The organism is Enterococcus sp. E4-223 (assembly GCF_035727065.1).
GTDB lineage: Bacteria > Bacillota > Bacilli > Lactobacillales > Enterococcaceae > Enterococcus_B > Enterococcus_B faecium.
Window position 1 is genome coordinate 19,839 of the sequence record NZ_JAPMLH010000011.1, and the last position, 11,289, is coordinate 31,127.

The following is an 11,289-nucleotide window of genomic DNA, read 5'->3' on the forward strand; positions in this document are numbered from 1 at the left end:
GTGTGCTAGACTTTAATACATTCATTTGATTTTTTGAGATAAGTATCTACATAGATTTCACCTTTGTCCCCGTTCAACGTAATTTCAAAATACGGTGCTCCTTTTAAGCTAGCGCTAACTAATGATTTGCTATTCTGTAGTGTTTTACACGACCATACAACGAATATATCAAACTGAGGAACTGCACCACTTGGGTCTGCAATCTCATTTTCAATTCTTTCGCGCACAATAGCCTTGCATTTTTCGATAAACTTCTCATGATTCATTTTGTACCTCCGCAAGCGCATAACCAGCTGTTGATGTATTGTTAAACGTAGCTGAACGACTAACTCCCGTAGCCTTCCCAGTATAAATAAAACTAAATCCTGTTGTTGTTGGCTTAAAATTCTCCACTTCATAAAAATGATATGTTTGTCCGTTATTAGTAAATACAATCAATTCCATTTTTCAAAATCCTCTCTTTTTAAAATAAAAAGACCACTCACCGAGTGATCTCATATGTAAAAACTACGCCTCAGAGGAGCTCATGAGGTATAGCTCTAGCATGCTATATAATTGAGATTGCCTATTCATCTTGTAGTAGCCATAGAATAGTATATGGGTCTGATTGCCTCCACTGCTACTCAATCTCAATGCGGTTTTACTTTCGGGATCTTGTACCGCAAACCCAAAGTCGCTGGAGTGGGATTGCACCACTCATGCACTAGTCCGCTCTAGTTTTGTACAAGGTTCCAGTAGTGCGCCGTACGCAACCTACCTTCACCTTTGCGTCTCTCTACTTTCGCCACAGCGACACTATAAAATTATTCTTGGCTGCTACTATTTTTTATTTTGCCCATTTTTAAATCCAATCATATAGACATTAAGACAGAGCGCAAAAATTGAAATTATTAACGCCGTCATTTCTCTTCACCCACCTTTTTAATTATTTAGTTAAGTTATATTTTTCTGCAAATTCACTATCAGCTTTTTCCAACGACCTAAGTGAAATAAATTTTTTATTTTTTAATTGATCTATATTCCAGAGAGCATCTTTTCTAATCTCTTTTATTATTTCTAATAGACCTTCTCGGGATTCATCAGATATCAACAACTGATCATAGTAATTTTTAGTTTTATCTAATTTTGTTTTTTCAGTATCGCTCATTCTCTTTTCTATCTCATTGTTCATCTCTATTACATTATCGATTTCAGTCTTTAATGCATTATGATCATAGAATAAATCGTTACTAAATGATTGGTAAGTTAGGCGTTCTTTACTCGAAATATCAGTCAACTTGATTTCATTTAATTTTTCATAGTTTTTCTCTAGGCTATCTAATATTATATTGAGATTACTTCTGGTCACAGGTTTATTTTTCGATGATTCAATAGTAGCATATAGAACATCTAAGTCTTGTATTGCTAGTCTGTTAGAGTTGACTAGTATTTCATTAACTGATTTACCATAGTTTGTTTTCATATTCCTTAAATCATTCCAATTATACAGAGCTATGAGTACCGAAATAATTGATATACTAACCGTTATTACATCTTTCCACTTTATGTTTTTCAAATTTATCACCCATTGTATATTTTACGATAAATCATGTGAATAAATCAAAAAGCAATAAACAGCAACGGATGATAGATAATAAGAATAATTTAGAAGGAGTTGAAATTCACATCCTTATTCTTTATATTTCCACTGCTGTCTATCGAAGCTTAATTAAACGATGAGGGAGATTTCCTTCCTTACATTTTATTTTGTCGATCCTATTTCCTAATCTTTCGACACTATCATAATACATCATTGAACAGGTAATTGATTGGTATAAAAAAGGCATAAAAAAGAAACCAAATGGGTAATAAAAGGGTATAAAAAGTGTAAAAACTGGCTACTTAAAAGCAACCAGTTCTAATGCTGAAGCAAATTGGATGATAATCTTGTTTGATTCTAGTTTGACAGATTCTTCACTAGTATTATTTCTTTGAGCAGTTACATAAATCGACAGACCATTGATGTATCGATCATAAAATATTTTTTTTCGTCGTTCGGTCACATCGGGTTTGTGCGGATGCTGTATAGCAGAGTATCCTCTAATAAACAATTTATGCAAATACTCAAATTCTTCTTGTGCTTCTTCTTTATCAATCAACATTCTTTCGGCTTCAAAATCATGATTAGCTGTAGATGGTGGAACCAAGGAGTATGATACTGTCACTTTTGGCTCACGAGGCTGTCCCACTCTACATCTAGCTGATAGATATGCTGAAAGAAAAACACCGACATTATGTTTTGTGCGGTCCATATCAACATCTTTCGTGCTTGGTGTCTCATATTTCTTTACATCGAAAAGTACCATCCTGATTCCCCCAATTATGATATAATACTTGTGTCAGTAATATTATTCGTAGTCGGAGGAATCCGGCTTTTTATTTGCTCTCGATTACTTCCATGTCCTTCAACTGTGCAACAGCTAAATAATGCTTGTGTCTTGCAGTTGCACGATCACACTTCATTGTATTTTCGATACGAATGATTGCTGAGTTTGACAGTATCTTTTTCACGTATCCTCTGAAGGGATAAACGAACTCTTCTGCTTCACAGCGAACCATATCGCCAACTTTGACTTTTGGTTTCTTACGCTTCTTAGGTCGTTTCGTTGGCATGTCTAGTACTAATCCACCGATTCCGTTACTGCTTTTGTAAAATCCATCTTTTAGTTTCATTCTTTCCCCTCCATGTTTCGTTGGATGTTGTTCATTCTGCTTCTAACCATTTCAACGCTTTGCTCATCCTTCCGCCACCTCTTCCACTGTTCCACCGATTGTCTGAGCAGTACGCTCGGCATCTGATTTCGAATCAAATATCTTAATCTCTTTATTACAGTCAGGCATAATCAACGCGCCTCTTCCTTGATACTCAACGAAATTCAATGTTTGCAGCGGCTTTCCAATGTCTTGATGTTCGAACTCCTGAACCCGTTTCAGCCATTTCCAACTTAACTAACTCAGCTCGCTCTTTTGCTTTTTTATCTTTCTGAATCTTTATCATGATTTTTTTGAGGATGATGTCACTGTATTGTGTAATGAGATCCATTATTTATCCTCCAAGTATTTAAATTGACGACCTTTAGAATCAACGTTTCCACGTCTAACTCTGCTCCAAATTGTTTTTTTGTCCACGTTAATAACCTCAGAGAGTTCTTGAGCTGTTCCTGTCACCAGAATTCTGCCATCGTGCCAGATTGCGATTTTTCTCGGCGTTCTCCGTTTGGGCTTTTCAGTCCACATTGATTTACCGAGCTTTTGGACTTCTGCAACTATTTCTTTGTCTTCTTGCCAAGATTCTGACTTGGTTAATTCAGCAATTCGTTTCATTGCTGCTTTCTTATCCACGTTTATTCCTCCAATCGATGGATTTCCCTTCTTAAATTCTCTATGTGCAAATCGATTGCCTTTCTCGCCGTTTCATTGACCATTACTGCCTTTGTCCGCTCCAGTTCGTCAATCTCCCGTTGAAGGCTTCGAATACGCATTTGAATCACTTCTTCTGTTGTCATGATGGACCACCTCGTTAAAAACGCTCTTCCTTGAACGTATTCCGATATTTTTTAGCTAATATCAACGGCACTTGATATTGATGACAGAACAACTTTGCCTTGATCTTAAAGTCTTTTGTCTGCATCCCTTTAACATCTACGACTTTGACAAGTTTGCCGTTTTTATAAAATGTGAAGTCGGGAATATACTCGATCTTGCGATACTTCTTTCCGTCTAGTTCAAATTTCGGCATCAGCTCAAATCGTTCCTGAAGTTTTACTTTCCAGCCGTTCGCTTCAGCTTGCCATAAGGCTAGATCGTAGTACTCTGCTTCTGCGATAGAATCGAACTTGATACCTCGATGGATAGTTTTTCGATTACGATATTTATTCATTCTCAAGAACCGCCTCCTTCTTAGCCTGATAAGCAGCAAAGCGGGCTTCTAATTCTGCTTTTTTATCAGGATCTAGCGTCTTTTCTTCTTGAGGTTTGTTGACCCAATCAGGTAACTTTTCACGCCGTACATTGTTTTGACGTTTAGGAAGATAGTTTTGGTTTTTCTTGTTTTTAAAAGCTTCTTGGGCTTTTTCTGCTGATTCCATTGTCTTAATTCCTTGATTACTCCATGAATTTAATATCGCTTCAACGTATTTTTTCAATCCTGGCATCTCAACGTTGTTTTCGAAAGCTAATTTAAAAGCAAAGAGAATCATATCTGCTCCCCAAGTTTTAATCATCGGTCCTAATGCTCCTTGCAAAAGTCCAGTAGGTGCTTTCCCCCAGTTTTTTTGGATGAACTCATACACGCCTATATCATCATCTTCTTTATTTGTCTTGTTTTGTTTTGTATTGTTTATATAAGCTGAAGGATTTACTGTAGAATCTACTGAAGTATTTACTTCCCTATTTACTTTCGGATTTACTTTACTATCTACTGGAATATTTCCAGTAGCGGAGTTTTCTACCGTATTATCTACTGTAGTTTTTACTGTAAAATTTCCAGTTAGATCAGAAAGAATATAAACTCCAGCTTTTGTACGACCTCTCTTTTTATATTGAAGGAGTCCGTTTTGGATCAATTGATTACGATTGTTAATCAATGTTTTTTCAGACGTTTTAGTCATTGCTTGTAGCCTTGTATTGGCAATCGATAATTCGCTCTGCCATCCACTTTTGTTTGCTATAGCCATTAGCTTATACCAAAGCAGTTGGGGACCAGCGCCAAGCTCGTTATATTCAAGCCAATTGTCAAAAGCATTAAGCTGTCCGATGTAATCCAATTGAGTCCCTCCTTTCGTTCTAGTAATTTGAGGGAGAAAACTCCCTCATTATTTGTTTAACGGCGGATTAGATGCATCAAATAATCCAGTTTGTACATCTTCGTTTTCTTCAGAAATAACCTCTGCTTCTTTTCTTTCAGGAATATCTTCTTCAACTTCTGTTTCAGCAATAATGCTGCCGTCTTCTTGAACTCTTTGGACTCTCTCATCCGATGTGGTGGCTTCTTGCATTTCGATGGACAAGATTCCCCATTTAGAAAGAAGATTTCTCAAAACAGTTTTTCGTGCCATTGCATTGTAATCAGATGCCCACACACCACTTAACTTTGTCTTATCGCGATCTTTATTGTTAGCAATCCGATGAGCTTCGATTTCTTGTTTGGTCCAATAGACAGTTTTTTTGAATCCATTTAGTAACTCGAAATAGCCAACATATCCAATAACTTCATCAGACGTTCTACCACTTGGATCAAACTCAAACTCTTCTGTCAGTCGGTTCCAGCTTTTTAGTTCTCCTTCGTAAACTTCAATCACATTTAATGCTTTGTATTTACCTGATCGTTGGGCTAATTGGATATATCCTTTATAGCCAAGCATAAATTGAGCTTTCTTTTCCCATTTTCCTGTTTGCTTGTTTTTACTATTGAATGGAACTAAATATGCATAACCTAAATTCTTATCTAGCCCAAGATTTAATGTTGCAGCAGTTAACGCACCACTCATGATAGACATTGGTTCACTATCTGCAAGATAACTGTCATTAGATACAAGAGTCATAACATTCGACATAAAAGCATTAGCATTGTCATGAAGTACTTCTTCAAATTTCTTTCTCATTGTTGGTGTATTCATTAGAGCTTTAAGACCTAACTGTCCTGGTGCAACTTGTTTCTGTGGCTTTGCTGCCAATTGATTTTTTAACGATTCATTTGTTGCCATATTATTTAATCTCCTTTTCGGTTAGCCTTCTTGATTCAGTAACGTTATAAATCTCTTCATCATTTGCGACATCTGGATATTTCTCTGCTAGTTTCTTCGAGCTTATACGTCTCGTACGGACAAGTTTCCAACTGATGATGTTTTTTTGAGTGACCCCGATACTAGCTTCACGTTTACCTAATTCACTGATGAACTCGTTGTCCACCTGTCGAATAGCCGATTCAATTTCTTTCTTAGTCCGTTTGAGTTCGTTTTTCTGTTCAACTAGTTCATCAAAACGAATTGGCAACGCCGTTTGAACGTCTTCAACATCTGCATACTTTTCTTTCAAGAAATCAGCTGTCGCTTGACTACCGTCAATAACTGGCTCGATGCCTCCAAGAACATTCGTTTCCCAAAACTCTACTAATTGTTCAGTGATTGTATCGATCAACTCTTGATCTCGTTCAATCCGCTTCCAGATAAATTTTTGACCACCGATTAAGACAGCGATGTAACAATAGTCTTTGTTTAGAACGTTCATGTAATGTTGAACTTGGCAGAGATAACTGAGTGGTACTTCTTCACCTTCCCACTCTTTGCCGAGAAATTGATTGGCTGTTTTGCATTCCAGAATGGCATTTTCTCCCACTACATCACGATCAATATTCGCTCTTAGAAACGGATGCAATGGATGTTCAAAGACTTGGTTTCTTCTGCAAACCTTTTTACCTGTACGTTCTTGAAACTCTTTAGCAACCACTTCTTCTAAAACATTACCCCAATAAGCGGGCTCACTTCCTGATTCTTCAAGTACTATTTGTCCTGTTTTTTCTAACCATAGTTGATAAGGAGATTTCCATTTATTCAATCCTAAAATTGTTCCAACATCCGAACCTCCGATGCCTTTCTTACGGTCTTCAAGCCATTCTTGATGGCTCATTTCTAAGGTAGATTTACTCATCGTCTTCCTCCTCTTTATGTGGCGTGCCCCATTCAGGAGTAGTTAAATACTGATCTAATGCTTGTCCAAAATCGTTCATTGTTTTAGCCTTCCTTTCATGCTAAAATACAGATAAGATATTTTGTTATGTTGCCGATTAGCGATTGCCGTCGCTGGTCGGTCTTTTTTGTGTTGGCATTTTGAAACTTTCTCTTACAGCAGTAACCGCTACTAAGGTTCCCCAATAAATAAGTGCATATGCTGGATTAATACTTGCCAGTACGATTGCAACTAGACTCATAAGCAAAGCGCTCTTGACAGTCATTTTAAATACAGTTTTCATTTCTTTCTCTCCTCTCTATATTTAGCAATTTCACTAGCCAAATCTTGGTTCATATAATTGTTTAAAAAACGGTTAACTTCAGCTTTGGGTATCCGTATCTCTCCAATCTTTAAGCAACCCAAGTACCCCATATCGATCAAAGCTTTTACGTTTTGAGGATTTGTTGTTATAGCTAATGCCGCTTCAGTAACTGAGTATGTTAATTTTTCAATGTTTCTTTTATTGTTGCGTTTCAAGACAACTTTTTTTGGAAAAATATTTTCCAATGTTTCCATTTCCATCATCCTTTCATATATCCTTGTACTACCCAGTACGACAGCCGTTCCTCACTAAGCTTGCGAATATCGATTCCAAGTATTTCGCATAATGCACTTATTAGTGTGACCTCAACCATGATCTCGTCTAAAAATTCATAAGCATATGCAATGATTTGTTGACGATCATCAACAGTTAAGTAATTTACTTGTTTAAGAAGAATTTTCTCTACTTCTTGCTTCTTCTGTTTCCGCTCATCTGATTCAATCATTTGCAACTTGTCTAATGATGAAGGATCTTTCCTATAAACATCACCATCTATTGATTTAAATAAACCAAAGAACTCATGAATCACTTGAAGAGTGAAATCTGAATCTCTAAAATGATCCGTTAACGCCTGAGCATTTTCCAACGTCACGGGCTTCGTATTAAGCAATGTTGTCCAATCGCTTAATGACTGTTGAGAGACGTTGATTTGTCTTGCTATTTCCTTTTTGGTCTCACCACTCTTATTAATTACTTCGACTAACGATTCTCGAATAACACTTGATTTTTTTAACAGTTTAAACACCTCATATTCTTATTCGCCCGTATATCAATACGAGCAATTTTTTTATACTATTAATTTAAAGAATCAAACGAAAGCTGCTTCGTCTAATTCACGTTCAAGCTCTTTTTGGACTTCTTCAACTAGACGATCGAGTTGATCATCATTTGCACATTTGATGATGTGGACTAGTCTAGGCCTAGCATCAAGTACGATGTTTATTTTTTCTTGTCGTGTCATTTGGAAGTCCCCCTTGTTTTTAACTCATTTTTGTAGTTAAAAGCCATAAAAAAAATTTTTTCTTTAGGAACATGAAAAATATCTTCTAGATGTTGCATCTGGGAAGGCTTAGGCAAGGTACGTCCTACCTCCCAAGAACTGATTGTTTTTTGGGATACTTTTAATAAAGACGCTAGTTGAGATTGAGAGATCCCTTTTCTAGATCTTATTTGTCCCATTTTGTTTTCCATACATTTCCGCCTCTCTTTTACTACCTTATGTAGTTATAATATACTACAAAATTTAGTAAGTCAACTATTATTACTACTTTTTTTTGTATTAACTAAATTTCGTTGTACCGACTACGCTTTGTAGTATATAATTTTATTAAAAGGAGGACTTGCTGTGTTAAAAGATCGAATCAAAGAGTTAAGAAAGCAACATGGCTGGACCCAAGCAGAACTAGCAAAAAAAATGAGCGTGTCCCAACAAACTATAGGAAGTTGGGAAGTAGGTCGTGCAGAACCTAATTCAGAAGCACTAACTAAATTAGCTCATCTATTTAACGTTAGTACTGACTATCTATTAAGTAATCATAAAACTCCAGAATGGGCGACTAAAGAAGATATAATTGAACTTGATAAACTACTTGAATCAAATGCTAACATGGCTTATGGAGGCGAAACTTTAACACCCGAACAGCTTCAAAGAGTCAGAGATGTTTTAGCAGGCATGTTTTGGAAATTCAAAAAAGAAGACAAGGACAAAGAGAAGTGATTGGGTATGGAATTGGATGTTATCAATTTAGTTGAGAACCTAAAGCGGAAGTATCAATCCGCTAATCCATTTTATATCTGTGAAAAAATGGACATTCAAATTGAATATGTTCCTTTTATTGATGATCCTAAAGGTCAATTCCAAGAGATTTTAGGTCGTGCTGTCATCCTACTGAATGATGAATTAAAGGATTCTGAGGAAAGATTTTATATTTGTGCTCATGAACTTGGTCACGCCATCTTTCATCGTGGGTTATCTAGCTATTATGTATCCACACGAACATCCAGAAGCAAATCAGAAAGCGAAGCGAATTGCTTTGCTGCTAATCTCATTGTTTCTCTTTATAAAGAAGACAACGATCAATACCCTAGAAAAGTTGAGGAATTGACAAATTTGTATGGGCTACCTGAAAACGTGTACAAATTTTTAAATTAAAATTGGCGACTATCACTACCTGCCTTCAAGTGGGAGTAAATTATTTTATTTTTTGGAGGAAAATATGAAAAAAATAGTTGGGTTAGGATTAATCTTGTTTTCTAGTATCACATTAGGTGCTTGTGGTAACAACGATTCAAACTCTGATGTGCCTAAAAAAACGACTATTAATACTTCTACAATGGTTACTTTAGAGAGCAGCAACTCTATGGATTCAAGTACTGAAGAAAAATCTACAAGTGATACAACTTTTGAAGACGATTCATCAAAGATTGTAATAAAAAACACTGAAGAATTATCTAGCCAATATGATCCAAATAAAAAAATATTAGCTATTGAAATTCAATATACTAATAAATCTGACAAAGCTCAAAGTCCTTGGATGGCATTCGCTACATCAATCAAACCTATACAGGAAACAGATAAAACCGAAGAACTATTGAATGGAGCAAATGGCTTGTTCCCTCAAGACTACAAACCAGATCTTGTAAAGATGGGCGATACAGATGTTAAGCCTGATGCTACTGTTGATGCAGTTGTTGGTGTAGAAATTATTTATCCAGGTTCTCCTATTATCATGAAAGATTTTATGGATAATGGAAGTTTTGAAAAAACTATCCCTACTAATTAAAAAAGGTTGGCCTTCCGGCTTTCTTTTTGTTAAGGCTTTATTAAGGGCGACTATCACTACCTGCCTTCAAGTGGGAGTAAATACTTGATTTACCCAGTGATATATTCAACAAGGAGGAATAAATGAGTACGTTTTTAATTTTAGTTGGGTTCTTTGGTTTTCTATTTGGAGTATGTTTTTTAGTATATTCTTTTTTCTCCAAGAAGAAACGTTCAAAGAAAAAGATTAGTATTGGAATTCTAGTAGCTTTTATAGTTATGGTAATCGGAGGGGCTCTTGCTCCACCAACAACTGGACAAGCAGATGTACACAAAGACGCTAAATCTTCATCTTCTAGTGTATCTGTCTCTTCTGAAAGCCGAGAAAAAGATGAAAAAAAGGCTAAAGAATTAGCTAAAAAGAAAAAGGCCGAAGAACAAAAAGCTAAAGAAGAGGCTGAAAAAAAGCACCAAGAAGAACAAAAAGCTAAAGAGGCTGAGAAAAAGCGCCAAGAAGAACAAAAAGCTAAAGAAGCTGAGAAAAAACGCCAAGAAGAACAAAAAGCTAAAGAAGCTGAGAAAAAACGCCAAGAAGAAATTAATCAAAAAACTTCAACAGCTAAAACCATTCTGGAACAAGCTGAAGCTAATCCAACTAGAGATAACTACAATGCAGCATTATCAGCTATTCAATCTATACCTGGTGGAAACCAAGAATTATTAAATCGCTTAGTCAATGTTGATTCAACTATAAAATCTAATGAGGCAGCTGAAGCAGAACGACAAAAGCAACAAGCTGCTGAAGCTCAGCGTCAGGCTCAAGAACAGCAAGCTGCTGAAGCTCAACGTCAAGCTGAACAACAAAATAATTCATACACTGTTGATGGCCAGTGGTCTATCGCTGCAAATGGTATGGTTTTCGCTCGTTCAGATAGTGGAAAGTACTATTCTCGTGTTACAAATCCAAATAATTATCAATACATGACTCAAATAGATGCTGATAATGCTGGGTATAGTCGTGCCCCTCGAGGGAATCAATACGCTCGTCCCTAATTAGTTGCATTGTAATAGTTTAAGATCAGCCTTCGGGCTTTTCTTTTTAAACGCAAAAGAACATAAGTTCGTATAATTCTATTGAAAATACGGATTTTACATCTATTCCCTCTCTATATGTACCAAAAGAATTTAACTATCGTACTAATGACATAGCAATATGAAAGGACTGATTTTATGCATGGCGGTGTGAGAAAACGTGGAAAACGTTGGTATTATTATTTTGAAGATATCAATGATGATGGCTCAAGAAAAAAGTGGAGAAAGTTGGCGGAGACACCCGACCAGAGGCCGAAGCTGCTTTACGAAAAGTTTTATCAGATATTGACGAAACAGGACAATACTTTTTAGGTACGGATACTCGAGTAAAACAATACCTTGATTT

Annotated in this window: 20 protein-coding genes and 2 pseudogenes; 5 read left to right on the forward strand and 17 right to left on the reverse strand. The window is 36.2% G+C overall.

The annotated features are described in order from the left end of the window. Nucleotides 1-5: 5 nt before the first annotated feature. The 17 genes and pseudogenes from OS139_RS12850 to OS139_RS12930 form a co-directional block, all read right to left on the reverse strand. Complete coding sequence (locus OS139_RS12850; protein ID WP_016627821.1) at nucleotides 6-266, reverse strand: DUF6275 family protein; 261 nt, start codon at nucleotides 264-266, stop codon at nucleotides 6-8. Next, nucleotides 256-444 (reverse strand): hypothetical protein, encoded by a 189-nt coding sequence (locus OS139_RS12855; protein ID WP_016627820.1) that lies wholly within the window; start codon nucleotides 442-444, stop codon nucleotides 256-258. The genes OS139_RS12850 and OS139_RS12855 overlap by 11 nt, the downstream gene beginning before the upstream one ends. Nucleotides 445-925: 481 nt before the next feature. Then, nucleotides 926-1,462 carry a hypothetical protein gene (locus tag OS139_RS12860; protein ID WP_325066981.1) on the reverse strand — a complete coding sequence of 179 codons (537 nt, stop codon included), beginning with the start codon at nucleotides 1,460-1,462 and terminating at the stop codon, nucleotides 926-928. A 415-nt stretch (nucleotides 1,463-1,877) separates the two neighbouring features. Next, on the reverse strand, nucleotides 1,878-2,345 hold the full coding sequence (locus tag OS139_RS12865) for an ArpU family transcriptional regulator (RefSeq protein ID WP_267642147.1): 468 nt from the start codon (nucleotides 2,343-2,345) through the stop codon (nucleotides 1,878-1,880). 70 nt (nucleotides 2,346-2,415) lie between these two features. Then, nucleotides 2,416-2,712, reverse strand: coding sequence for a hypothetical protein (locus tag OS139_RS12870; protein ID WP_325066982.1), 297 nt, complete (start codon nucleotides 2,710-2,712; stop codon nucleotides 2,416-2,418). A 199-nt stretch (nucleotides 2,713-2,911) separates the two neighbouring features. After that, nucleotides 2,912-3,082 (reverse strand): annotated as a pseudogene (locus OS139_RS12875) (DUF1140 family protein); the annotation flags it as partial. After that, complete coding sequence (locus OS139_RS12880; protein ID WP_325066983.1) at nucleotides 3,082-3,381, reverse strand: hypothetical protein; 300 nt, start codon at nucleotides 3,379-3,381, stop codon at nucleotides 3,082-3,084. The pseudogene OS139_RS12875 and the gene OS139_RS12880, both read right to left, overlap by 1 nt. 2 nt (nucleotides 3,382-3,383) lie before the next feature. Beyond that, nucleotides 3,384-3,545 carry an antitoxin gene (locus tag OS139_RS12885; protein WP_104846830.1) on the reverse strand — a complete coding sequence of 54 codons (162 nt, stop codon included), beginning with the start codon at nucleotides 3,543-3,545 and terminating at the stop codon, nucleotides 3,384-3,386. Between the two features lie 14 nt (nucleotides 3,546-3,559). Continuing rightward, nucleotides 3,560-3,919: a DUF1064 domain-containing protein gene (locus OS139_RS12890; RefSeq protein ID WP_002324927.1), complete on the reverse strand. Its 360-nt coding sequence runs from the start codon at nucleotides 3,917-3,919 to the stop codon at nucleotides 3,560-3,562. After that, nucleotides 3,912-4,805 carry a DnaD domain-containing protein gene (locus tag OS139_RS12895; RefSeq protein ID WP_104846829.1) on the reverse strand — a complete coding sequence of 298 codons (894 nt, stop codon included), beginning with the start codon at nucleotides 4,803-4,805 and terminating at the stop codon, nucleotides 3,912-3,914. Before OS139_RS12895 ends, OS139_RS12890 begins: the two co-directional genes overlap by 8 nt. 48 nt (nucleotides 4,806-4,853) lie before the next feature. After that, nucleotides 4,854-5,744 carry a recombinase RecT gene (locus OS139_RS12900; protein ID WP_325066986.1) on the reverse strand — a complete coding sequence of 297 codons (891 nt, stop codon included), beginning with the start codon at nucleotides 5,742-5,744 and terminating at the stop codon, nucleotides 4,854-4,856. Nucleotide 5,745: 1 nt separating this feature from the next. Further along, nucleotides 5,746-6,687 (reverse strand): YqaJ viral recombinase family nuclease, encoded by a 942-nt coding sequence (locus tag OS139_RS12905; RefSeq protein ID WP_325066987.1) that lies wholly within the window; start codon nucleotides 6,685-6,687, stop codon nucleotides 5,746-5,748. A 136-nt stretch (nucleotides 6,688-6,823) separates the two neighbouring features. Then, entirely contained in the window at nucleotides 6,824-7,009 is a 186-nt protein-coding gene (locus tag OS139_RS12910) for a hypothetical protein (protein WP_002309084.1), read from the reverse strand. Next, nucleotides 7,006-7,293, reverse strand: coding sequence for a DNA-binding protein (locus OS139_RS12915; RefSeq protein WP_172401384.1), 288 nt, complete (start codon nucleotides 7,291-7,293; stop codon nucleotides 7,006-7,008). The genes OS139_RS12910 and OS139_RS12915 overlap by 4 nt, the downstream gene beginning before the upstream one ends. Next, nucleotides 7,290-7,835 (reverse strand): hypothetical protein, encoded by a 546-nt coding sequence (locus tag OS139_RS12920; RefSeq protein ID WP_104846826.1) that lies wholly within the window; start codon nucleotides 7,833-7,835, stop codon nucleotides 7,290-7,292. The genes OS139_RS12915 and OS139_RS12920 overlap by 4 nt, the downstream gene beginning before the upstream one ends. A gap of 63 nt (nucleotides 7,836-7,898) precedes the next feature. Beyond that, nucleotides 7,899-8,051 (reverse strand): hypothetical protein, encoded by a 153-nt coding sequence (locus OS139_RS12925; protein WP_002301569.1) that lies wholly within the window; start codon nucleotides 8,049-8,051, stop codon nucleotides 7,899-7,901. Then, nucleotides 8,048-8,281, reverse strand: coding sequence for a helix-turn-helix transcriptional regulator (locus OS139_RS12930; RefSeq protein ID WP_002301566.1), 234 nt, complete (start codon nucleotides 8,279-8,281; stop codon nucleotides 8,048-8,050). Before OS139_RS12930 ends, OS139_RS12925 begins: the two co-directional genes overlap by 4 nt. A gap of 154 nt (nucleotides 8,282-8,435) precedes the next feature. On the opposite strand from OS139_RS12930, the gene OS139_RS12935 reads away from it, so the two are divergent. The 5 genes and pseudogenes from OS139_RS12935 to OS139_RS12955 all read left to right on the forward strand — a co-directional run. Continuing rightward, nucleotides 8,436-8,807, forward strand: coding sequence for a helix-turn-helix transcriptional regulator (locus tag OS139_RS12935; RefSeq protein WP_002301565.1), 372 nt, complete (start codon nucleotides 8,436-8,438; stop codon nucleotides 8,805-8,807). A gap of 6 nt (nucleotides 8,808-8,813) precedes the next feature. Beyond that, entirely contained in the window at nucleotides 8,814-9,242 is a 429-nt protein-coding gene (locus OS139_RS12940; protein ID WP_002334726.1) for an ImmA/IrrE family metallo-endopeptidase, read from the forward strand. A 64-nt stretch (nucleotides 9,243-9,306) separates the two neighbouring features. Beyond that, nucleotides 9,307-9,873 (forward strand): DUF5067 domain-containing protein, encoded by a 567-nt coding sequence (locus tag OS139_RS12945; RefSeq protein WP_002330975.1) that lies wholly within the window; start codon nucleotides 9,307-9,309, stop codon nucleotides 9,871-9,873. A gap of 122 nt (nucleotides 9,874-9,995) precedes the next feature. After that, complete coding sequence (locus tag OS139_RS12950) at nucleotides 9,996-10,904, forward strand: hypothetical protein (RefSeq protein WP_016252646.1); 909 nt, start codon at nucleotides 9,996-9,998, stop codon at nucleotides 10,902-10,904. 177 nt (nucleotides 10,905-11,081) lie between these two features. After that, nucleotides 11,082-11,289: pseudogene (locus OS139_RS12955) on the forward strand (Arm DNA-binding domain-containing protein); the annotation flags it as partial.